The organism is Sphingomonas sp. PP-CC-1A-547, assembly GCF_003610375.1.
Taxonomy (GTDB): Bacteria; Pseudomonadota; Alphaproteobacteria; order Sphingomonadales; family Sphingomonadaceae; genus Sphingomonas.
In genome coordinates this window covers 147,821-170,783 of sequence record NZ_RAPZ01000013.1, presented here as the reverse complement: position 1 = coordinate 170,783, position 22,963 = coordinate 147,821, and the positions used below count along the sequence as shown (strand labels likewise).

General features: G+C 66.1%; 15 protein-coding genes. 9 read left to right on the top strand and 6 right to left on the bottom strand.

Features of this window, described 5'->3' with window-relative positions; genetic code table 11:
- Positions 1 to 44: 44 nt before the first annotated feature.
- On the top strand, positions 45 to 1,109 hold the full coding sequence (locus C8J39_RS14205; RefSeq protein WP_120301058.1) for an NAD(P)-dependent alcohol dehydrogenase: 1,065 nt from the start codon (positions 45 to 47) through the stop codon (positions 1,107 to 1,109).
- A gap of 302 nt (positions 1,110 to 1,411) precedes the next feature.
- Here the strand turns inward: C8J39_RS14205 and C8J39_RS14200 are convergent, their stop codons facing one another.
- From C8J39_RS14200 to C8J39_RS14185, 4 genes are all read right to left on the bottom strand, one after another.
- Positions 1,412 to 2,029: a TIGR02466 family protein gene (locus C8J39_RS14200; protein ID WP_120301057.1), complete on the bottom strand. Its 618-nt coding sequence runs from the start codon at positions 2,027 to 2,029 to the stop codon at positions 1,412 to 1,414.
- Entirely contained in the window at positions 2,026 to 2,595 is a 570-nt protein-coding gene (pth, locus tag C8J39_RS14195; RefSeq protein WP_120301056.1) for an aminoacyl-tRNA hydrolase, read from the bottom strand. Before pth ends, C8J39_RS14200 begins: the two co-directional genes overlap by 4 nt.
- Positions 2,596 to 2,800: 205 nt before the next feature.
- Positions 2,801 to 3,499: a 50S ribosomal protein L25/general stress protein Ctc gene (locus C8J39_RS14190; RefSeq protein ID WP_120301055.1), complete on the bottom strand. Its 699-nt coding sequence runs from the start codon at positions 3,497 to 3,499 to the stop codon at positions 2,801 to 2,803.
- Positions 3,500 to 3,763: 264 nt separating this feature from the next.
- Entirely contained in the window at positions 3,764 to 4,630 is an 867-nt protein-coding gene (locus C8J39_RS14185) for a TraB/GumN family protein (RefSeq protein WP_120301228.1), read from the bottom strand.
- Positions 4,631 to 4,818: 188 nt separating this feature from the next.
- Here C8J39_RS14185 and C8J39_RS14180 point away from each other — a divergent pair, with 188 nt between their 5' ends.
- The 3 genes from C8J39_RS14180 to ppdK all read left to right on the top strand — a co-directional run bounded on the left by C8J39_RS14180 (position 4,819) and on the right by ppdK (position 11,117).
- A complete protein-coding gene (locus C8J39_RS14180) occupies positions 4,819 to 5,658 on the top strand; it encodes a glycine--tRNA ligase subunit alpha (RefSeq protein WP_120301054.1) in 840 nt (279 codons plus the stop codon).
- A gap of 226 nt (positions 5,659 to 5,884) precedes the next feature.
- Positions 5,885 to 8,362, top strand: a complete 2,478-nt coding sequence (gene glyS, locus C8J39_RS14175; RefSeq protein WP_120301053.1) for a glycine--tRNA ligase subunit beta — start codon at positions 5,885 to 5,887, stop codon at positions 8,360 to 8,362.
- A gap of 91 nt (positions 8,363 to 8,453) precedes the next feature.
- The gene (gene ppdK / locus C8J39_RS14170; protein ID WP_120301052.1) at positions 8,454 to 11,117 is read left to right on the top strand and encodes a pyruvate, phosphate dikinase; all 2,664 of its coding nucleotides are present in this window, start codon (positions 8,454 to 8,456) and stop codon (positions 11,115 to 11,117) included.
- A gap of 44 nt (positions 11,118 to 11,161) precedes the next feature.
- Here the strand turns inward: ppdK and C8J39_RS19115 are convergent, their stop codons facing one another.
- Both C8J39_RS19115 and C8J39_RS14160 read right to left on the bottom strand, forming a co-directional pair.
- Positions 11,162 to 13,306 (bottom strand): GDSL-type esterase/lipase family protein, encoded by a 2,145-nt coding sequence (locus C8J39_RS19115; protein WP_183038002.1) that lies wholly within the window; start codon positions 13,304 to 13,306, stop codon positions 11,162 to 11,164.
- A gap of 36 nt (positions 13,307 to 13,342) precedes the next feature.
- Positions 13,343 to 15,466, bottom strand: coding sequence for an alpha-glucuronidase family glycosyl hydrolase (locus C8J39_RS14160; RefSeq protein WP_120301051.1), 2,124 nt, complete (start codon positions 15,464 to 15,466; stop codon positions 13,343 to 13,345).
- Between the two features lie 154 nt (positions 15,467 to 15,620).
- Between C8J39_RS14160 and C8J39_RS14155 the strand changes: the two genes are divergently transcribed.
- From C8J39_RS14155 to C8J39_RS14135, 5 genes are read left to right on the top strand one after another with little or no spacing between them, the layout of a single operon-like run.
- Complete coding sequence (locus C8J39_RS14155; protein ID WP_120301227.1) at positions 15,621 to 17,990, top strand: glycoside hydrolase family 3 N-terminal domain-containing protein; 2,370 nt, start codon at positions 15,621 to 15,623, stop codon at positions 17,988 to 17,990.
- 10 nt (positions 17,991 to 18,000) lie between these two features.
- The gene (gene manD / locus C8J39_RS14150; RefSeq protein ID WP_120301050.1) at positions 18,001 to 19,212 is read left to right on the top strand and encodes a D-mannonate dehydratase ManD; all 1,212 of its coding nucleotides are present in this window, start codon (positions 18,001 to 18,003) and stop codon (positions 19,210 to 19,212) included.
- The gene (locus C8J39_RS14145) at positions 19,200 to 20,489 is read left to right on the top strand and encodes an MFS transporter (RefSeq protein ID WP_404969343.1); all 1,290 of its coding nucleotides are present in this window, start codon (positions 19,200 to 19,202) and stop codon (positions 20,487 to 20,489) included. Before manD ends, C8J39_RS14145 begins: the two co-directional genes overlap by 13 nt.
- The gene (uxaC, locus tag C8J39_RS14140; RefSeq protein ID WP_120301049.1) at positions 20,486 to 21,898 is read left to right on the top strand and encodes a glucuronate isomerase; all 1,413 of its coding nucleotides are present in this window, start codon (positions 20,486 to 20,488) and stop codon (positions 21,896 to 21,898) included. The genes C8J39_RS14145 and uxaC overlap by 4 nt, the downstream gene beginning before the upstream one ends.
- On the top strand, positions 21,895 to 22,950 hold the full coding sequence (locus tag C8J39_RS14135) for an SMP-30/gluconolactonase/LRE family protein (RefSeq protein ID WP_120301048.1): 1,056 nt from the start codon (positions 21,895 to 21,897) through the stop codon (positions 22,948 to 22,950). The genes uxaC and C8J39_RS14135 overlap by 4 nt, the downstream gene beginning before the upstream one ends.
- Positions 22,951 to 22,963: the final 13 nt, after the last annotated feature.

Below are 22,963 nucleotides of genomic sequence, written 5' to 3'. Positions count from 1 at the left end.
GACGCTTATATCCCGATCCCAGCTTGAGATAGATCAGGAATTCCATGACCACGACCGCCCACGGCTACGCCGCGCAATCTCCCGCAACGCCGCTCGCGCCCTTCAGCTTCGAGCGCCGCGAGCCCGGCAAGACCGACGTCGCGATCGACATCGCGTTCTGCGGCGTCTGTCATTCCGACCTCCACACCGCCAAGGGCGAGTGGGAAGGCACGCTTTACCCCTGCGTCCCCGGCCACGAGATCGTCGGCCACGTCACCGCCGTCGGCAGCGACGTCACCAAGTTCAAGGTCGGCGACGTCGTAGGTGTCGGCTGCATGGTCGACAGCTGCGGCGAATGCCCGTCGTGCAAGGACGGCGAGGAGCAATATTGCGAGACGACCGGCTTCGTCGGCACCTATAACGGCCCCGATCCCGTGCTCGGCGGCCACACCTTCGGCGGCTATTCGGACAAGATCGTCGTCGATGAAGGCTTCGTGCTGAAGGTCTCGCATCCCGAGGCTGACCTCGCTGCGGTCGCGCCGTTGCTCTGCGCCGGCATCACGACGTACTCGCCGCTCAAGCACTGGAAGGTCGGCCCCGGCCAGAAGGTCGGCATCGTCGGTCTCGGCGGTCTCGGCCACATGGGCGTCAAGATCGCCAATGCGATGGGTGCCGAGGTCTATGTCTTCTCGACCTCGCCCAACAAGCGCGACGATGCCAAGCGTCTCGGCGCGAAGGACCTGATCGTGTCGAAGGACGAAGCCGCGATGGCCGAACACGCCAACAGCTTCGACTTCATCCTGAACACCGTCGCGGCGAGCCACAACCTCGACACGTTCACGGCATTGCTCAAGCGCGACGGTACGATGACGCTGGTCGGCGTCCCCGAGCACGCACATCCGTCCCCTTCGGTCGGCAACCTGATCTTCAAGCGCCGCGCAATCGCCGGCTCGCTGATCGGCGGCATCGCCGAGACGCAGGAGATGCTCGATTTCTGCAATGAGCACGGCTTGGTGTCGGACATCGAGATGATCCGCATGGAAGAGATCGAACCCTCGTATCAGCGCATGGTGAAGAGCGACGTGAAGTACCGCTTCGTCATCGACATGGCCTCGATGAAGACGGCCTGATCGGGCAGGGGGCGCGAGCTGAGTGCCGCCCCCGCTACTCCGTCCCCTTCAGGGGAGGGTCGGGGTGGGGCAGTGCCACGAATGATGGCGTATGCGGCCAAGCCCCACCCCAACCCTCCCCTGAAGGGGAGGGGGAAGAATGAGAATAACGCTTCCCCCGAACACTACCACCCCGGCGAAGGCCGGGGCCCAATTGGGAAAGCCAAGCTGATGAAGGGCAGTCCTTCGTTAGCGATGTTTCCCAATTGGGCCCCGGCCTTCGCCGGGGTGGTGCGATCTAAAACACCAGGCTGCCGCCCCGCTCACCACCGATAATTGAAACTGATACTGATCCGCTCGCCGTCCATCTTCTTGGGGCCAGCATTCGGCACGACCTCGTGCCGCAACCAGCTCTCCCAGAGAAAAACACTCCCCGGCTTGGGCTCCGCATAAACGAACGTCCGCAGATCCTCCGCCGCATCCTCCAGCCGCGTCGGCGCCGCCATCATCATCGGCAACCGAGGATCCTCCAGCTTCAACGCCCCAGCCCCCTCGGGAATCGCCACGTACATCGTCCCGGAAACGACGCTATGCGGATGGATATGCCCCGAATGCGCGCCACCGGGCTTCAGGACGTTCACCCAAAAGCTGTCGAGCTTCAACTTCCGCCCACCAAGATCGAACGCACAGTCCTTCGCGAACTGCGCGACATGCTTGTTCAGCAGCCGAACCAGATCGCCGAACCGCGGATCGCGCAGCGGCAGGTCGTTCAGCGACGCATACGACGTGTACCCGCGATACCCATGCGCCTTCGACCACGCGACTCCGGCGCGATCCGCCTTCGCCAGTTCGAGCGCCGCGTCCTCCAGTTCCTCGACCAGATCGTCGTCACCGAGATCGGCCTCGTAGAACCGCGTGGCAAACAAAGAGCGGGTGGTCATGGCTGCATCCTCAACGCGACATCGTTCATGAAGCGGACGTCGTCGCCTTCCGCCAGCCACTTGGCCTCCGCCGCGACCGCGCCGAGCATGTCGGACAGCGGCTCGATCTCGGCCTTCGCATAATTCCCGAGCACATACCCGGTCACGCGATCCTTGTGCCCGGGATGCCCGATCCCCAGCCGTACGCGGCGAAACTCCGGCCCCAGATGCTGGTCGGTCGAGCGCAGCCCGTTATGCCCCGCGGTCCCGCCGCCGGTCTTCACCTTCACGCGGAACGGCGCGATGTCGAGTTCGTCGTGGAACACCGTCAGCGCCTCGACGCCGAGCTTGTAGAAGCGCAACGCCTCGCCGATCGCGCGGCCGCTCTCGTTCATGAAGGTCGCCGGCTTCAGCAGCAGGATCCTGGTCGAGCCGATCCGCCCCTCCTGCGTCCAGCCCTGGAACTGCTTCTTGACCGCGCCGAAGCCGTGCACCTCGGCGATCGCGTCGGCGACCATGAACCCGACATTGTGCCGGTGCATCGCATATTGCGCCCCCGGATTGCCGAGTCCCGCCCAGATCTGCACGTGTGATTCTCCAAAAGAACGCGTCGGCCACGTAACCGTGTTCTCCTGCGAACGCAGGAGCCCAAGGTAACGGGCGGCGGCGCTGCTTGATCCTGGACCCCCGCGTTCGCGAGGGAACAGTAAGGGCAGCCCCATAAAACGAAACGGGCGGGAAAGCCCTAGCTTTCCCGCCCGCCAGTTCATCCTAGGACGAAGGGCTGAACCCTCAGTCCTTCTTCTGCGGCGTGATCTTGTCGTCGTCGTTGTTATCGTCGTTCGGCTCGACGACCGGCTCTTCGTCCGAAGCAGCCTCGGCAGCCTGTGCTTCGGCGACTTCAGCCTCGAGCTCTTCGTCCTCGACGGTCGGCACGGTCGGCGGCACGATCGTGGCGATCGCGAAGTCGCGGTCGTCGATCGCGGGCGTCGCGCCCTTGGGCAGCTTCACGTCGCTGATGTGGATCGAATCACCGATCTCCAGACCGGCGAGCGAAATCGTGATCTCGCTCGGGATGTCCGAAGCGTCGACGACCAGCTCGATCTCGTGACGCGTGATGTTGAGGACGCCCTTGCCCTTCTTGATGCCCGGTGCGTCGTCCTCGTCGGTGAACGCGATCGGCACCGCGACGGTGACGGTCGAATGCTCGCCGATGCGCAGGAAGTCGACATGGATCGGGCGATCCGAAACCGGGTGGAACGACACGTCCTTCGGCAGCGTGCGCACGCCGTTGACCATCACGACGGAATTCATGAAGTGGCCGGTCATCAGCGCCTTCATCAGCGCCTTTTCCTCGAGGTGAACCGAGGTGGGTTCCTGATTCAGGCCGTAGATCACGGCAGGCACGCGGCCATCACGACGCAGCGCCCGGGAGGCTCCCTTGCCAACCCGGTCACGCGTCTCGGCTGCGAGCGTCAACTGGTCGCTCATCAATATTCTCCGAAACTCGTTTGTTGTCCTTCCCGCCCACGCCTCCAGGGATGACCATGGACCGGAAGCGCGGGCGCATAGCGGAAGTGGGGGATTTAATCAACTGAACCCTCGCCCCTCTGGGGAGAGGGAGGGGCCCGCACGCGCTTGCGTGTGGGAGGGTGAGGGGAGTGAGGCTCGGGACGTTCGCGCCAACTCCCCCTCACCCTTCCGTCGCAAGGGCTCCTCCCTCCCTCTCCCCGAGGGGAGAGGGACCCGGGCAGCTCAGTACTTAACCCGTTCGGCCTTCACTCCAAGCTTGGCCAACTGTGCCTGCACGCTATCCTTACCTGCCAGATGCCCCGCACCGACCGCGATAAACACCGTCCCCGGCGACTTCATCCGGTTCGCGACCCACTCAGCCCAACGCGCATTGCGGTCCACCAGCAGCACCTTCGCAACCTCGGGCGAGTCCTTGAGACTATCGTTCATCTCCTTGGCGAGGGCTTCGGGATCCCCCTTCGCCCACTCGTCGACCATCGTCGCCATCGTCGTCTCCAACTTCGGTAACTCGTCGATCGTGCTCCCCAGGAACTGGATCTGCGCCGTCTGCGACAACCCGCCGAAATACCCGAGCTGCTGCTCCGCCGTCTCGAGCCCGATCACCGGCTTCCCCGCAGCCTTCGCCGCCGCCGTGATCACCTGCTCGGGCCCGTTCGCCGCATCATAGCCAAGCTTCGACAGCGGCGCGATCGACAGGTTGGTCGCCGCCAGCCAAGGCTTGAACCGATCGAACGCATTCGCCGGCAGTCCCAGATCGGTCACCGCCTTTGCATACGCCGCGCGCTTGTCCGCGGGCAGCTGCTCGGTCAGCGTCGGTCCGTCCTTCGACACCCCCGTCGCCATCACCAGCGACTGCATCTTGGCCGGATCGGGCATCACCAGCTCCAGCACCACCTGGTTCGAGCGATCGAACGCGGTCTTCACCGCCTCGTCGAACCACGTCATGCCGGGCTTCAACACATGGATCGTCCCGAACAGGTAGATCGTCGTGTCCTTGTCCTTCACCACCCACAAGGCCGGATCGGCATCGTTCGCGGCTTGCACAGGCTTCGGCGCGACCTGCGCACAGGCGGGCAGGGCGAACGCCATGGCGATGGCAGAGAGCGCGGATCGGAACGAAACGATCTTCGAAAACAGCTTCAAGGTGACGGCATCCTTATCGTTGGTGGAGCCCATGTAGGACGCCGCACCTTAACGCACCACTTGCCTCCCGCACCCCCATCCGCCAAAGCCCGCGCGTGACCCAGCCCGTGATAAAGCCTCTTAGCTTCCAGCGCATGATCCTCACGCTCCACGATTACTGGAGCGAACACGGATGCCTGATCCTGCAGCCCTACGACATGGAAATGGGTGCGGGCACTTTCCACACCGCCACGACGCTCCGCGCGCTCGGGCCGAAACCGTGGAACGCTGCGTTCGTCCAGCCCTGCCGCCGCCCGACCGACGGCCGCTACGGCGAGAACCCCAACCGGCTCCAGCATTATTACCAGTACCAGGTGATCCTGAAACCGAGCCCCGCCAACCTCCAGGAACTCTACCTCGGCAGCCTGGCCGCGATCGGCGTCGACATGCTGAAGCACGACATCCGCTTCGTCGAGGACGATTGGGAAAGCCCGACGCTCGGCGCCTGGGGTCTCGGCTGGGAGGTCTGGTGCGACGGCATGGAGGTGACGCAGTTCACCTATTTCCAGCAGATGGGCGGCTTCGACATGAAGCCCGTCGCCGGCGAACTCACCTACGGGTTGGAGCGCCTCGCGATGTACATCCAGGACAAGGACTCGGTCTACGATCTGGCGTTCAACGACGCCGGCGTGACCTACGGCGACGTGTTCCTGGAGAACGAGCAGGAGATGTCGAAGTGGAACTTCGAGATCGCCGACACGGACTCGCTCTTCGACCAGTTCCGCAAGCACGTAGCGGAATGCGAGAACTCACTGGCGGCCAAGCTCCCGATCCCAGCCTACGAGCAAGCGATCAAAGCCAGCCACATCTTCAACCTGTTGCAGGCACGAGGCGTAATCTCCGTAGCCGAACGCCAAGCCTATATGGGCCGCGTCCGAGACCTTGCGAAGGGCGCCTGCGCCGCCTGGATGGACAAGCACGGATGGGCGGCATGATGTGCTCGGTAGAAGATGTGTTCACGCGGAGACGCGGAGACGCGGAGCAGAAGGGAGAAGGGGTGTCTCGCTTTCGCATTCTTTCGCCCGCGCTTCAGCATGATGCGAGACGCCTGCGGCGTCGAACAGCAGCGCGCAGCGCCCCAAACCTTTCTTCTCCCCTTCTACTCCGCGTCTCCGCGTCTCCGCGTGAACCCAACTCCTTCTTCTTCGCGTGCGAACCCAAATGACCGACTTCCTCCTCGAACTCCGCTCCGAAGAAATTCCCGCCCGGATGCAGTCCAAGGCGCGTGAAGACCTCGCGAAGCTGTTCACCGCCGAGCTCGCCAAGGCCGGCATCGCCGCCAGCGCCATCGTCACCTACGCGACCCCGCGCCGCCTGACGCTGATCGCGCGCGACCTGCCGCTCGAGACCGCCGCCGTCTCCGAGGAAACCAAGGGTCCCAAGACCTCCGCGCCACCGCAAGCGCTCGAAGGGTTCCTCCGCAAAACCGGCCTCACGCGCGAGCAACTCGTAGACCGAGGCGGCACGCTCTTCGCAGTCACCGAAAAGCCCGGCCGCGCCACCGCCGCCGTGCTCGCCGAGGCGATCCCCGCCATCGTCCGCGCGTTCCCGTGGCCGAAGTCGATGCGCTGGGGCGACGCCTCCGCCAGCACCGAATCGCTCCGCTGGGTCCGCCCGCTGCAGGGCATCGTCGCGCTGCTCGGCGAAGAGATCGTGCCGTTCGAGATCGCCGGCATCGCCAGCGGCGCCGCCACGCTCGGCCATCGCTTCCACCACCCGTACCAGATCACCATCGGCGGCGCGCACGATTATGTCGAGAAACTGCGCGCCTGCCACGTCATCGTCGACCACGACGAACGCGCCACGCTGATCCGCGACCACGCCCGCGAAGCCGCCGCGCAGGCCGGTCTCGAACTCATCGAGGACGAGGGACTCGTTGCCGAGAATGCCGGCCTGACGGAATGGCCGATCCCCCTGCTCGGCCAGTTCGACCCCGCGTTTCTCGACGTCCCGCCGGAGGTGATCCAGCTCACGGCGCGCGTGAATCAGAAATATTTCGTCTGCCGCGGGACGGATGGAAAACTGGCGAACGCGTTCGTCTGTACCGCTAACATCGCCGCGCACGACGGCGGCGCGAAGATCGTCGAGGGCAACCGCAAGGTGCTCGCCGCGCGCCTGTCGGATGCGAAGTTCTTCTACGACACCGACTTGAAGGTCCCGCTCGAAGAGCAGGCGGAGAAGCTGTCGAAGATCGTCTTCCACGAAAAGCTCGGCACCGTAGCCGACAAGGTCGACCGCGTCGCGCAACTCGCCCGCTGGCTGGTAGAAGAGGGCATAATCCTCCCCGGAACGGGGAGGGGGACCAGCGAAGCTGGTGGAGGGGGCGCGCCACGAAGCGCAGCGTCCGCGGAGAACCCCCTCCACCCTCAGCCTGCGGCTGACGGTCCCCCTCCCCTTGCAGGGGAGGAATTGGCCACCCACGCAGACCGCGCAGCCCGCCTCGCAAAGGCAGACCTCGTAACCGGCATGGTCGGCGAGTTCCCCGAGCTGCAAGGCCTGATGGGCGGCTACTACGCCGCCGCGCAGGGCGAGCACCCGTCCGTCGCCACCGCTATCCGCGACCACTACAAACCGGTCGGCCAAGGCGACGACGTCCCCACCGACCCGGTAACGGTGGCCGTAAGCTTGGCGGACAAGCTGGATACGATTGCTAGCTTTTTTGCGATCGACGAAAGACCGACAGGATCCAAAGATCCGTATGCGCTGAGACGCGCTGTTCTGGGGGGCGCTCAACTGATCGTAGTGAATGGCCTACGTTTGCCGCTTACTCAGCCTTATTCTGCTACGTGGCTCGCGGCTCGTCTTCACTCCCGCTTGGACAATTTTGAGCAACCCCATGCTCGCGATGCTCTACGCGCAGAATATTTGGGCGCCCCCCACGAATTTTTCCGAAATCTCCGTCGGGCCGCAATTCGGTTGGCATCGAACGCTACTGACGATGAGGGATTGCTAATCGCTGGAGCAGATCTGCAATATACTGAGCGAAAGAATGAGTATGAGGCATATGTCGGTCAGTTTCTCGACTTCTTCGCCGACCGCCTCAAAGTCCAGCAACGCGAAGCCGGCGTCCGGCACGACCTGATCGACGCGGTGTTCGCGCTCGGGGGCGAGGACGATCTCGTCCGCCTGCTCGCGCGCGTCCACGCGCTTCAGGCATTCGTGACCACCGAGGACGGGGCGAACCTGCTCGCCGGCTACAAGCGCGCCGCCAATATCCTGAAGAAGGAAGCGCCGAAGGAGAGCGCAGCCTCTTCTGCTCCCATCCCTGAAAAGGAGGGGCCAGGGGTGGGTAGCCCTCGTGGGAACGCCGAGCCCGCCTCGGACCGACCCACCCCCAACCCCTCCCTTCCAGGGAGGGGCGAAGAAGAAGCGCTGTCCTACACCCCCGAACCCGCAGAGACCGCGCTGATGACCGCGCTCGACTCCGCCGAACCCCGCGCCACCGCCGCGATCGAACGCGAGGATTTCGCCGCCGCCATGGCCGCACTCGCGTCTCTGCGCGCACCGATCGACGCGTTCTTTGATAGCGTTATCGTCAATGATTCCGATCCCGCCAAGCGATCCGCTCGTCTCGCGCTACTTGAGCGAGTCCGCGCCGCAGTGCACAACGTCGCGGATTTCTCGAAGATCGAGGGGTGATTTGAGGCGAAGTGCAGATGCTCCCAGCGTCTGCACTTTGTGCACTTCCGCGCCGTCTTGCGGGTAAAAACAAACACTTAGAGGACCGACCATGACCCAATATGTGTATCGCTTCGGCGGCGGTGTTTCGGATGGCGGCAAGGGCGACAAGAACCTGCTCGGCGGCAAGGGCGCGAACCTCGCCGAGATGGCGTCGATCGGCCTGCCGGTCCCGCCGGGCTTCACGATCTCGACCGATTTCTGCGCGGTCTATTACGACGAGGGCGGCCAGTTCCCGCAAAGCCTGCGCGACGAGGTCGCCACCGGCCTCGCGCACATCGAGGGCGTCACCGGCAAGACGTTCGGCGATCCCGCCGACCCGCTGCTCGTCTCGGTCCGTTCGGGCGCCCGCGCCTCGATGCCGGGGATGATGGACACCGTCCTCAATCTCGGCCTCAACGACGAGACCGTCGAAGGCCTCGCCGCCAAGTCCGAGGACGCACGGTTCGCCTGGGACAGCTATCGCCGCTTCATCCAGATGTACGCCGACGTCGTCCTCGAACTCGATCACGGCGCGTTCGAGGAAGCGCTGGAGATCGCCAAGGAAGATCAGGGCTTCACGCTCGACACCGAACTCTCGGCCGACGATCTGCGCAAGCTCGTCGCCGAATATAAGGGCCTCGTCGAGAAGCTCTGGGGCAAGCCCTTCCCGCAGGATGTTCACGACCAGCTCTGGGGCGCGGTCGGCGCGGTCTTCGGCTCGTGGCAGTCCGAGCGTGCGAAGGTCTATCGCCGCCTCAACGACATCCCCGGCGGCTGGGGTACCGCGGTCAACATCCAGGCGATGGTGTTCGGCAACATGGGCGACACGTCGGCCACCGGCGTCGCGTTCACGCGCGACCCGTCCAAGGGCGACCGCGCCTATTACGGCGAGTTCCTGATCAATGCGCAGGGCGAGGACGTCGTCGCCGGCATCCGCACGCCGCAATATCTGACCAAGACCGCGCGCGAAGACGCCGGCGCCAAGCCCGCCTCGATGGAAGAGGCGATGCCCGAGGTCTATCACCAGCTCGCGGACGTGTTCGACACGCTCGAAAACCACTATCGCGACATGCAGGACATCGAGTTCACGGTCGAGAAGACCAAGCTCTGGATGCTCCAGACGCGCGCCGGCAAGCGCACCGCCAAGGCCGCGCTCAAGATCGCGGTCGACATGGCCAATGAGGGTCTGATCACCCGCGAGGAAGCGATCCTGCGCATCGAGCCGATGGCGCTCGACCAGCTGCTCCATCCGACGCTCGATCCCAAGGCGCACCGCGACGTACTGACCAAGGGCCTCCCCGCATCGCCGGGCGCCGCCTCGGGTGCGGTCGTGTTCGACGCCGATGCCGCCGAGAAGAAGGCCGCCGATGGCGTCGCCGTGATCCTCGTCCGCACCGAGACCTCGCCCGACGACATCCACGGCATGCACGCGGCGAAGGGCATCCTGACCGCGCGCGGCGGGATGACGAGCCACGCGGCCGTGGTGGCGCGCGGCATGGGACGCCCCTGCGTTTCCGGCGCCGGCACGCTCTCCATCGACGCCAAGGCGAAGATCATGCGCTGCGGCGGCCGCGAGGTGAAAGAGGGCGACCTGCTCACCATCGACGGCACCACCGGCGAAGTGATGATCGGCGCGGTCGCGACGGTGCAGCCCGAGCTGTCGGGCGATTTCGCGACGCTGATGGTCTGGGCCGACGAGGTCCGCCGCCTCAAGGTCCGCGCCAACGCCGAGACCCCCGAGGATTGCCGCGTCGCGCGCGAGTTCGGCGCCGAGGGTGTCGGTCTCTGCCGCACCGAGCACATGTTCTTCGAGAGCAGCCGCATCACCAACGTCCGCCAGATGATCCTGGCGAGCGACGAGAAGGGCCGCCGCGTCGCTTTGGAGAAGCTGCTCCCCGAACAGCGCAAGGACTTCACCGAGATTCTCGAGGTGATGGCCGGCCTGCCGGTGACGATCCGCCTGCTCGATCCGCCGCTCCACGAATTCCTGCCCCACGAGGAATCGGAGTTCGCCGAAGTCGCGACCGCGGCGGGCGTCGACGTCGACACGCTCAAGCGCCGCGCGGCGGAGTTGCACGAGTTCAACCCGATGCTCGGCCATCGCGGTTGCCGTCTCGGCGTGACCTATCCCGAGATCTACGAGATGCAGGCCCGCGCGATCTTCGAGGCGGCGGTCGACGTCGCGGAGAAGTCCGGCGCGGCCCCGATCCCCGAGGTCATGATCCCGCTCGTCGCCACCCGCCGCGAGCTGGAACTGATGAAGGCCGTCGTCGACAAGGCCGCCCAGGCCGTGTTCGCCGAAAAGGGCCGGACGATCGAGTATCTCGTCGGCACGATGATCGAACTCCCCCGCGCAGCACTCCGTGCGGGCGAAATCGCGGAAGTCGGCGAGTTCTTCTCGTTCGGCACCAACGACCTGACGCAGACCACCTTGGGTGTCAGCCGAGACGACGCCTCGCGCTTCCTCGGCGCGTATGTCGAGCAGGGCATCTACGCGAAGGACCCGTTCGTCAGCATCGACGTCGAAGGCGTCGGCGAACTGATCGAGATCGCAGCGGAACGCGGCCGCAAGACGCGCGCCGGCATCAAGCTCGGCATCTGCGGCGAACACGGCGGCGACCCGGCCAGCATCGCGTTCTGCGAAAAGGTCGGCCTCGATTATGTCTCGGCTAGCCCGTACCGCGTCCCGATCGCCCGCCTTGCAGCAGCACAGGCCGCGCTCAACAAGAAGTGACGTGAAACCCCTCTCTCCCGATCCGCGGGAGAGAGGGGCGGTAATCAGCTACAAAGCCCCGCCGGCGGACCGACAAGTGCAGGCAGGGCAGGCGGGCCGGCGAGCGACGGCGTCGGCCCCGGCAGCGAAAGATCGACCGCCCGCGCATAATAGGGATCGGCTTCCGCCTCGGGCAGCGTCACGAAACGAAACCCCATCTCGCGGTACAGCGCGAGCAGTTTCGGTAACATCCGCGCATCGAACGCGCCAACATGCATCAGCAGGACATAGGGAATATCCCGTCCCACCTGAGCCTTGGCCCGCGCCCGTGCCGCCAAGGCCGCAGCCCGCGCATCGCGAAGAAAGCTCGCCTCCAGCTTGGCGATCGCCCCCGCATCCCGCTTGACTGAGCAAGCGGCATAGACCGGGTTCCAGCTAAAATCGTTGAAACTCATCGTCACCGCCGCAACCCGATACCCCCGAGCCCCGAGGTCGGCACGAGCCGCGTCGCGAACACTGGGCGTGCTACCCTCCGACAGGAACGGATATCGAAACCAGTGCCAATCGGTTCCCTTGGCGGCAGCAGCAAGCGGCGCTTCGTTCCGCACCACATCGGCGGAAAACGCAGCCGCACCGACTTTGTCGAGATCGGCATGCGAATAAGTGTGGTTGCCAAGTGGCAGTCCGGCAGCACGCCAAGCCGCGATCGCCCCAGCAGCATCGTCCGGCGCATCCAGCCCGAAACCCGCGTTCAAAAACCCAAACGCAGGCGCCTTCGCCGCGGCCAGCGCCCCGGTAATCGTCCGGATCACATCCACCCGAGTCTGCCCCGGCACAAGCGGACCATGGGCAGGAATATCGTCGAAGGTGATCGCGATGGCAGGCCCCTTGGCCACGCCGCGCTCGGAAGGACCGACCGGCACAAGGGCCGCAGCGCCAATCACCGATCTCGACCGGATCGACGCGCGTGCGCCGCCAAACAGACTCAGCGGTACGGCTTCACCCATCGTTTTATAGCCAACTTCGGACGGGTGCAGGTGGTCACCCGAGTCATACGCAGGAGATAGCCGATCGGGATGCGCCGGGTCGCGCATCAACCGGTCGAAATCGATGACGGCGTCGAATACCCCGGACGTGCGAATGAACGTGTTGACGGCCTGCCGATCCGCCTCGTTCTCCGCGGCGGGATGATAATAGGTGTTGCCGCCGAACGGCATCACCGTTCCCCCGATCACCTTGATCCCGTGAGCATGCGCCCGCGCGACGACCTGCGCGAAGCCGGCTGTGATCTGCGCGACGATCGCGGCGTGTTGTGCAGGCGTGGCGGGTGCGTCGCGGGTCAGCACGCCGAGGTCGTTCACGCCCTCCAGCACGATCGCCCAGCGCACGCCGCTGCGTGCGATAACGTCGCGATCGAAACGCGCGAGGAGATTTGGGCCAAGTCCGTCGAGCAGAACGCGATTGCCGCCGATCCCCGCATTGACGACGCCGATCGCGCGTTTTGCCGTAGTTCCGCGAAGCCTCTGCGCGAGCACGTCGGTCCAGCGAGTGTTGCGTTCGGGCTTCACGCCGTAACCGTCGGTGATCGAGTCGCCGATCGCGACGATCGTACCCGCCGTCGGTGCCGCGGCGACCTCGACGTCCGCGAGTGCATACCAATGCGTCGTCGGCGTCGCGCCCGCCAGCGTCGCATCCGCCACCGCGTTGCCGGCCAGCGTGAAACTCGTCGCGCGCGAGCCGGGGTGGCCGGTCTGCGGGCTTGCGGCTTCCGGGAGATATAGGCTGATCGCTAGATCTGCACCGGCTGTGACCGGGAACGCGACAGGGTCGCTGTACATTTCCGCGCCGGGCGGGATGACCGCGTCGCTACGGCCGGAGAAGGTCAGCCGCGCACCGCCTTCGATCCGCGGCGTACCGGGGGCGACCGATCGGGCGACGTGCGCGCCGCCGATCGGCAGTGGGCGCGTGCCGAACGCGTTGGAGAGCCGGATGCGTACGCGTTCGCCGCCGGCGGAGACCCGCACCACCTGGCGCAACGTGATCGCACCGGCCCGATCGGCTGGGAGCGCATTGTCGCCCTCGGCGATCATCTGCGACGATCCCCAGGTAGCGATCCAATGCGCGTCTCGTGCGGGCCCAGCGTCCCGCGCGCCCGCGCCCGTCACGATCAGCGCGCCCAACACCAGCGCTACCGGCCACCGTCTCATCATCGCGTCCTCGTCCTCTTATCTTGTGTCAGCGCGCAGCTATTGCGGGTTGCCGGGCGCGTACGGAAAGCGCTGTGCCTTGTACCATGCCAAGTCATGTGCGGGTGCCGCGGCGCCCGCCGGTAGCGGCAGGCCGTTGACCGACATCCAATAGGCAAGGCTCGCATCGCGCCACCAGCGCGCCTCGCGCTCCTGGACCGCTAGATACGTCGCGGTCTTCACCCAGCGCTCGGCGTCGACCTCTGTCTTCACGCCCTCCCACTGCCGACGCATGCCGGCCACGTAGCTCACGCCCGCATCGTAATCATGGACCATTTCCGCCCACACCGATCGCCCTGAGTTCGTCCGGTACGCCCAAGGCACATGGTGGAACCACAGCAGGTCGCGCTCCGGCGTCGTTGCAGGGGCGGCCAGCTTGCGGGAAAGCTCGGGCGCGTATTGCGCAACCGCGTTGCTTCCCGTCTTGGTCCGATCGAAGCCGATCCCGCCCTTATCGGCGCGGTGGTAATAGACCGGGTTCCATTCGGGGCGCTTGAGGTCGGCCACCCACGGGCCGGGGCCGTAGTGATGCCCCGTCGCCATGACGTGCGCGAGGCCGAGGGGTGTCATATAGTCGACTACCGCCTCACGCGATCCCATCATCATCGCGACCACCGGGTCGACGATTTTCGGGGAGGGCGCGAACGTCATCGCCGCCCATTCGCGCGCGACCGGGGCGGCGCCGAGTGTGGGATCCCACGCCATCCGGCCGAACGCGTACCAGTTCGCCTGGTTGAAGGTGGAGCCCGCCCAGTCGCGGTCGCGGCCGATATTCGCCACGCCCGCCATGCCGGTAAGTCTATGACCTTCCACCGAACCGTCGACGACCTTCGCCACGGTTTCACCGGGCGTCCGCATAGTCTGACTGCCGAGCGTTTCGGCGAACAGCGGCCCGAGATAGGCGAGGTGCGTCGCGAAGCCGAGATACTCCTTGGTGATCTGGAACTCGATCATCAGCGGGGTCTTGGGCATCGCCCCGAACAACGGGTGGAACGGTTCGCGCGGCTGGAAATCGATCGCGCCGTTCTTGACCTGGACGATGACGTTCGGCGCGAACTTGCCGTCGAGCGGCTTGAATTCGGTATACGCCTGCTTCGCTCGGTCGTCGGGGTCGGTCTCGGCATAGACGAACGCGCGCCACATCACGATTCCGCCATGCGGTGCGACCGCGGCGGCGAGCATGTTGGCGCCGTCCGCGTGGCTGCGGTGGTAATCACGCGGGCCCGGCTGACCCTCGCTGTTCGCCTTGACCAGGAAGCCGCCGAAATCGGGAATGCTGCGATAGATCTCGTCGGTCTTCGCCTTCCACCACGCAGCGACCTGCGGATCGAGCGGATCGGCGGTCTTCAAACCGCCGAGTTCGATCGGCGCCGAGAACCGTGCCGACAAATAGACCTTGATCCCGTACGGCCGGAACACGTCCGCCAACGCAGCAGCCTTGGCAATATACGGCGCGGTCAGGCTTTCCGTCTTCGCGTTGACGTTGTTCAGGACGGTGCCGTTGATCCCGATCGACGCGTTGGCGCGCGCGTAGTCGGTGTAGCGCGGGTCGCGGAAATCGGGGAGCGTCCACCAGTCCCACAGCGACGCGCCGGCATAGCCACGCTCGACCACGCCATCCAGATTGTCCCAGTGATTGAGCACGCGCAGCTTCACGCGCGGGGTCGAGGTCAGGTCGATTCGGTCGACGCTGCCGCCGGTCTGGAGATGTCGCAGCAACGCGAAGCTGCCATAGAGTACACCGCGATCTGTGTTGGCGGTGACGAGCAGCACGTGGCGGGAGCCGAGCGTGACGTATCCGACGCGGTATCCCTCGTCGCCGAGCGCCGCCAACGGCAGGCGAAGTGCGGCGACATCGCGATCTTTGGTGGTGGTCAGCAGGATTGTGGGCGTGCTCGTGCCGAACAGACTCACGCCGCGACGCAGTTCTGCTGCTGCCGCCTTGAGCGTAGGCGTATCACCGCGCGCCTCGATCGTCGGTAGGCTGCGCGGATTTGCCGTCGCTGAAGCCGGATATCGCAGCCAGAGATCATAGCCGTCCTCAGCTTGCGCCGGTCCGGTCAAACCAATTACCGCTCCGAACAGAAGCACGAACTTACCGATCCATCGGCCGAATATCGTCATAATCCTCTCCCGCCGTTCCGCACCACATTGACAGGATCGCGGATGATCAGCCATGTTATCGCTATCACGACGACGGCTTCGACAGCAATGCCGCGTTTCACATTAGGAGATAATCTTGGCCGGTACGAACACAGCAGGGAGTGCCCCGACCTTGATGCCGACCCGGCGTGACCTTTTCGGCCTGCTCGGGTCGGTCTCCATTACAGGGCTCATTCCCGGCGTTGCGTACGCCGCTACCGCGTCACCCACCTACCGCGATCCCCGCGCGCCGGTCGATCTTCGGGTCCGCGACCTGATGGCGCGGATGACGCTGGAGGAGAAAGTTGGCCAGACCATTTCCTTGTGGGCGACCAAGGCTGACGTGATGATGCCGGGTGGGCTCGATTTCGATCCGGCGCGCGCGACCGCCGCGTATCCGGCGGGGTTCGGGCAGGTCACGCGGCCGTCCGACAAGCGTGGCGGGCCGTCGGTCGCGGTGACGGCGGGCGGCACCGGCGCTGCGTGGCGCGGGACAGCCTCGACGATTGCGTTCGTCAACGCGGTCCAGCGCTGGGCGCGGGGCACGCGGCTTGGCATCCCGGTGATCTTCCACGAGGAATCGCTGCACGGCTACATGGCGCCCGACGCGACGATGTTCCCGCAGGCGATCGGCATGGCAGGCAGCTTCGACCGTGACCTGATGCGCCGTGGACAGGCGATCATCGGCCGCGAAGTGCGCGCACACGGCAGCCACCTCTCGCTGTCGCCGGTCGTCGACATAGCGCGCGACCCGCGCTGGGGCCGGATCGAGGAGACGTTCGGCGAGGATCCGTATCTGTGCGGCGAGATGGGCGTCGCCGCGGTCGAGGGCCTGCAGGGCGACAGCACGACGCTGGCGCCGGGCAAGGTCTTCGCGACGCTGAAGCACATGACCGGGCACGGCCAGCCCCAGGCGGGCAACAATATCGGCCCGGCACCGATCGGCGAGCGCGAACTGCGCGAGAGCTTTTTCCCGCCGTTCCGTAGCGTCGTGACGCGCACCGGGATCGGCGCGGTGATGCCGTCGTACAACGAGATCGACGGTGTGCCGAGCCATGCGAACCACTGGCTGCTCGGCAAGGTGCTGCGCGGCGAATGGGGGTTTTCGGGTGCGATCGTGAGCGATTACGGCGCGATCGAGGAGCTCGACACGATCCACGACGTCGCGCGGGACCTGAACGGGGCGGCGAAACTCGCGCTGGCGGCCGGCGTCGACAGCGCGCTCCCGGACGGTCTGGCCTACCGCACGCTTCCCGCGCAGGTACGCGCGGGGACGGTGCCGATCGCGCAGGTCGACGCCGCCTGCGCGCGCATGCTGGCATTGAAGTTCCACGCCGGCTTGTTCGAGGAGTCGTCGGTCGATCCCCGCGCCGCCGCTCGTCTGACCGGTAACGCGGAAGCGCGCGGCGTCGCGCTGGAAGCTGCCCGCAAATCGATGTGCCTGCTGACCAACGACGGCACTCTGCCGCTCGCGCCGAAGGGCAAGATCGCGGTGATCGGGCCGAATGCGGCAATCGCGCGGCTCGGCGGCTATTCCGCGCCGCCGCGGCAGGCGGTGTCGCTGCTCGACGGCGTGCGTGCACTGGTCGGCGGCGCGGCGACGATCGTCCATGCGCAGGGTGTGTTCATCACGCAGAGCGAGGACCGGTCGCAGGACGCAGTGCTGCTCGCCGATCCCGCCAAGAACCGCGCGCTGATCGCCGAAGCGGTCGAGGTGGCGCGCGGTGCCGGCACGATCATCCTCGCGATCGGCGATACCGAACAGACCAGCCGCGAAGGGTTCTCGGCGAACCACCTCGGCGACCGCACCACCCTCGACCTGATCGGCGAGCAGAATGCGCTGTTCGACGCGCTGCACGCGCTCGGCAAGCCGATCGTGATCGCCGCGATCAACGGGCGTCCACCGAGCTGGCCGGGCGTGATCGCGAAGGCGAACGCGGTGCTGGAATGCTGGTATCCGGGGCAGGAGGGCGGCACCGCGATGGCCGAGGCGCTGTTCGGGCGGATCAATCCGGGCGCAAAGCTGCCCGTGACCGTGGTGCGCGAAGTCGGCCAGGTGCCGTTCTATTACAACCGCAAGCCCTCGACCCAGCGTGGCTATTTGTTCGCGGAGACGGCGCCGTTGTTCCCGTTCGGGCACGGCCTCAGCTACACCCGCTTCGAGGTCAGCGCACCGCGGCTGTCGGCAGCGAAGATCGGCATCGCCGGCAGCGTCGGTGTCGAGGTCGACGTCGCCAATATCGGCCAACGCGCCGGCGACGAGGTCGTGCAGCTATATGTCCGCGACCAAGTGTCGTCGGTCGCCCGACCGGTGATGGAGCTGAAGGGCTTCGAACGCGTGACGCTCGCGCCCGGCGAGCGACGGACGTTGCGCTTCACGCTCGGCCCCGACGCGTTCGCGCTGTGGGACGTCGACATGCGCGAGGTCGTCGAGCCCGGGCTGTTCACGATCATGGCCGGGCCGAGTTCGGCACAGCTCAAATCCGCCATCCTCGAAATCGCCTGAAGGACCCGCGATGCCCAAGATCGTTTCCGCCCGCGTCATCGTCACCTGTCCAGGCCGCAACTTCGTCACGCTGAAGATCGAGTGCGACGACGGTACCGCCGGACTCGGTGACGCCACGCTCAACGGTCGCGAGTTGAGCGTCGCAAGCTACCTGACCGATCACGTCGTACCGTGCCTGATCGGCCGCGACGCGCACCGGATCGAGGACATCTGGCAGTATCTCTACAAGGGCGCCTACTGGCGCCGCGGCCCGGTGACGATGGCGGCGATCGCCGCGGTCGATACGGCATTGTGGGACATCAAGGGCAAGCTTGCGGGCATGCCCGTGTACCAGTTGCTCGGCGGCGCGGCGCGCGATGCGTGCATGGTCTATGCGCACGCCAACGGCACCACGATCGAGGACACGATCGCGGTCGCGAAGGCGGAGCAGGCGAAGGGCTACAAGGCGATCCGGCTGCAATGCGGCGTACCGGGGCTCGCCTCGACCTACGGCGTCGCCAAGCACGGCGCGCGCTACGAACCCGCCGATGCCGACCTGCCGAGCGAGAGCGTGTGGTCCACCGAGAAATACCTCCGCGTCGTCCCCGAACTGTTCAAGGCGGCGCGCGAGGCGATGGGCTGGGATGTGCACCTGCTCCATGACATCCACCACAGGCTGACGCCGATCGAGGCGGGGCGGCTCGGCAAGGCGCTCGAGCCGTATAACCTCTTCTGGATCGAGGATCCGACGCCCGCCGAGAACCAGGAGGCGTTCAAGCTGATCCGCCACCACACGACGACGCCGATCGCGGTGGGCGAGGTGTTCAATTCGATCTGGGACGCGAAGGACCTGATCCAGAACCAGCTGATCGATTATATCCGCGCGACCGTCGTCCATGCCGGCGGCATCACGCATCTGCGCCGGATCGCGTCGCTCGCCGATCTGTATCAGGTGCGGACCGGCTGCCATGGCGCGACCGACCTGTCGCCGGTGGCGATGGCGGCGGCGCTGCATTTTGGGCTGTCGGTGCCCAATTTCGGCGTGCAGGAGCATATGCCGCACACCGACGAGACCGATGCGGTCTTCCCGCACGCGTACAGCGTCGACGACGGCATGATGCATCCAGGTGATGCGCCGGGCCTCGGCGTCGACATCGACGAGGATCTCGCGGCGACCTACGAGTATAAGCGCGCTTATCTCCCGGTCGCGCGTCTTGAGGATGGCACGCTGTGCAACTGGTGACCGCCGCCGCCACGATCGAGAAACCGCGCGGCAAAGTGCGGTGGATCGTCTGTGCGCTGCTCTTTGCCGCGGTCGCGCTCAGCTACATCGACCGGCTCGTGCTGCCGGTGCTGAAACCCGAACTCCAGGCGCGCTACAACTGGACCGAGCAGGGCTATGCCGATCTCGCGATCGCATTCCAGGCTGCGTACGGCATCGCCTATGTGCTGTTCGGGCGGTTCGTCGACCGGGTCGGCGCGAAGATCGGCTATGCGGTTGCGGTGACGCTGTGGACGATCGGTCACGTGGCGCACGCACTGTTCACCAGCGCGGGCATGATGATCTTCGCGCGCATCCCGCTCGCGATCGGCGAGGCCGGGGCGTTCCCCGCGGCACTCGCCGCGGCGAACGAATGGTTTCCGCAACGCGAGCGGGCGCTGGCGATCGGTATCTTCAACGCGGGCTCGAACGTCGGGGCGATCCTCACGCCGTTGATCGTGCCGGTGATCGCGGTGACGTTCGGCTGGCGGATGGCGTTCGTCGCGACCGGCGCGCTGACCGTGATCTGGCTGGTCGCCTGGCTCGCCTTCTACCGATCGCCGCGCAAGCATCCGCGCGTCACGCCCGAGGAACTGGCGTGGATCGAGGCCGATCCCGTACCCGCTGCCAAGCCGGTCCGCTGGCGCACGCTGCTCCGTTTGCGGCAGACCTGGGCGTATATGCTCGGTCGGTTCCTGATCGATCCGGTGTGGTGGACCTTCCTGTTCTGGCTACCCGACTTCTTCAACCGGCAATACGGCGTGAAGATGCTCGATTTCGGCCCGCCGCTGGTCGCCGTCTACGTGCTGGCCGATGTCGGATCGGTCGCGGGCGGCTGGTTCTCGTCGCGGTTGCTGGCGAAAGGGGCGACCCCCAACCGTGCGCGAAAGACGGCGTTGTTCGCCTGCGCACTGTTCGCGCTGCCGATCATCTTCGCCGCGCAGGCGCCGGGGCTATGGTGGGCGGTCGCGGCGATCGGCTTGGCCTGCGCGTGTCACCAGGGCTTCTCCGCCAACGTGTACGCGATCCCCGGCGACCTGTTCCCGCGCGGCATGGGCGGATCGGTGATCGGTCTCGGCGGGCTGGCGGGGGCGTGCGGCGGCATGCTGATGGCCAAGTTCGCCGGCACTATCCTTGCCGGCGTCGGCAGCTATGGTCCGATCTTCGCCGTCGCCGGCTGCGCCTATCTCGTCGCGTTGCTGGTTATCCACCTGCTCGTCCCGCATTATACCCCCGTCGATCCGGAACGCCTCGCATGACCCATCCGCTACGTCTCCACCCCGACCGCCTGTTTCCCAGCGAAGGCCGCACCCGCGACATCGCCCGCGCGCTGCACGCGGGGGTCAAGGACCTGCCGATCGTCAGCCCGCACGGCCATACCGATCCCGCATGGTTCGCGCGGAACGAGGCGTTCAGCGATCCTGCCTCGCTGCTGATCGTCCCCGATCATTATGTGTTCCGGATGCTCTACAGCCAGGGCGTGTCGCTCGCCGCGCTCGGCGTGCCGACCGTCGATGGCAGCCCGACCGAGAGCGATCCGCGAAAGATCTGGCGCATCTTCGCGGAGAACTACCACCTGTTCCGCGGCACCCCCTCGCGGATGTGGCTCGACTGGGTGTTCGCCGAGGCTTTCGGGATCGACGTCCGCCTCGAACCCGCGACCGCCGACCTGTATTACGACACGATCGGCGCCGCGCTGAAGACGCCCGAATTCCGCCCCCGCGCGCTGTTCGACCGGTTCGGCATCGAACTGATCGCGACCACCGAAAGCCCGCTTGACCCGCTCGACCACCACGCCGCGATCCGCGCGAGCGACTGGAACGGCCGCGTAGTGACCGCCTATCGCCCCGACCCCGTCGTCGATCCCGAGACGCCGGGCTTCGCCGCCAACGTCCGCCGCTTCGGCGAGACCGCGAACGAAGACGTCGGCAGCTATGCGGGCTATCTTGCGGCACACCGCTTCCATCGCGCCCGCTTCCGCGATGCCGGCGCCACCTCGACCGATCACGGCCATCCCTCTGCCGCGACCGCAGACCTGACACCCGCCGAAGCGGAAGCGCTTTACGCCCGGATCATGGCCCAACCGACCGCCGCCGACGCTGAACTCTTCCGCGCGCAGATGCTGACCGAGATGGCGGCGATGTCAGTCGAGGACGGCATGGTGATGCAACTCCATCCCGCCGTCTCGCGCAGCCACAACGCCTCGGTGCTGGCACGCTTCGGCCGCGACAAGGGTGGCGATATTCCGCTGCCCGGCGAGTTCGTCCGCGCGCTGAAACCCCTGCTCGACCGGTTCGGCAACAACCCGGCGCTGACGCTGATCCTCTTCACGCTCGACGAGGACACCTATTCGCGCGAACTCGCCCCGCTCGCCGGCCATTACCCGTCGCTGCGGCTCGGCCCGCCCTGGTGGTTCCACGATAGTCCAGAAGGCATGCGCCGGTTCCGCGAACGCGCGACCGAGACCGCCGGCTTCTACAACACGGTCGGCTTCAACGACGACACGCGCGCCTTCCTGTCGATCCCCGCGCGCCACGACGTCGCGCGCCGGATGGACTGCGCGTTCCTGGCGAAACTCGTCGCCGAACACCGGCTCGAAGAGGATGAAGCGCACGAGGTCGCCCGTGCGCTTGCCTACGACCTCGTCAAACAAGCCTATCGACTATGAAGCAGCTCGGCCTTGAGCGTTCCGCGAAGGAAGCGTTCCAGCCGGGACGTCGCGACATTCTTTGCGGGGCGGTGGCGATGGTCGCCGCGCCTGCTTTTGGTGCTGGCCACGTCGCCGAGCCCCGTATCCAGCGTCTGTCGCCCGCGTTCGACCGGATGGTCGCGCCCGGCACGCAAGTCGAGACGATCGCGACCGGCATTCGCTGGGCGGAAGGGCCAGTATGGGTGGAGGCTGGGCAGTATCTGCTGTTCTCCGATCCTCCTGCCAATATCGTCCGTCGCTGGCGCAAGGGTGGACCGGCCGTGCCGTTCCTCGCTCCGTCGGGGGCAGGAGGCACCGATCCGAAGCTCATCCGCGAACCGGGCGCGAACGGACTTGCGCTCGACCGTACGGGCCGGTTGTTGATCGCGAACAGTGGTGGGCGCTCGATCGATCGCGTGGATTTGGTCACGCGACGGCGCGAGGTGGTGGTCGACCGGTATCAGGGAAAGCGGTTCAACAGCCCGAACGACATGCATGTCGCGCGCGATGGAACGATCTACTTCACCGATCCGCCCTACGGCATGACCGAAGGCGATACGTCGCCGCTGAAGGAAATGTCGGTGAACGGCGTCTATCGGCTACGCCCCGGTGGCGTGATCGAACTGCTGGAGGGAGGCCTGACGCGACCGAACGGCATCGCGCTGTCCCCGGACGAAACGCGGCTCTACGTTTCGGTGTCGGACGAAACCGCGCCACGGATCATGGTCTACGACCTCGATACGAAGGGCGTGCGCAATGCCCGGGTGCTGCTTGATGCCACGGCGATGAAGGCGCGGGGCGGGGCGGGGTTGCCCGACGGCATGAAGGTCGCGCGGGACGGAACGCTGGTGTGTTCGCTGCCCGGCGGGATGATGTTCATGACGCCCGATGCGGAGCCGCTCGCGCTGGTGACGACCGGCGCGCCGATCGCCAACTGCGCGTTCGGGGAACGGGGGCGGGCGTTGTTCATGACCGCGAACGACCGCGTCCTGCGCCTGCCGCTCCGTGCGGGTTGGCAAAGCGAGGGCTGATCCGTCTTCGTTC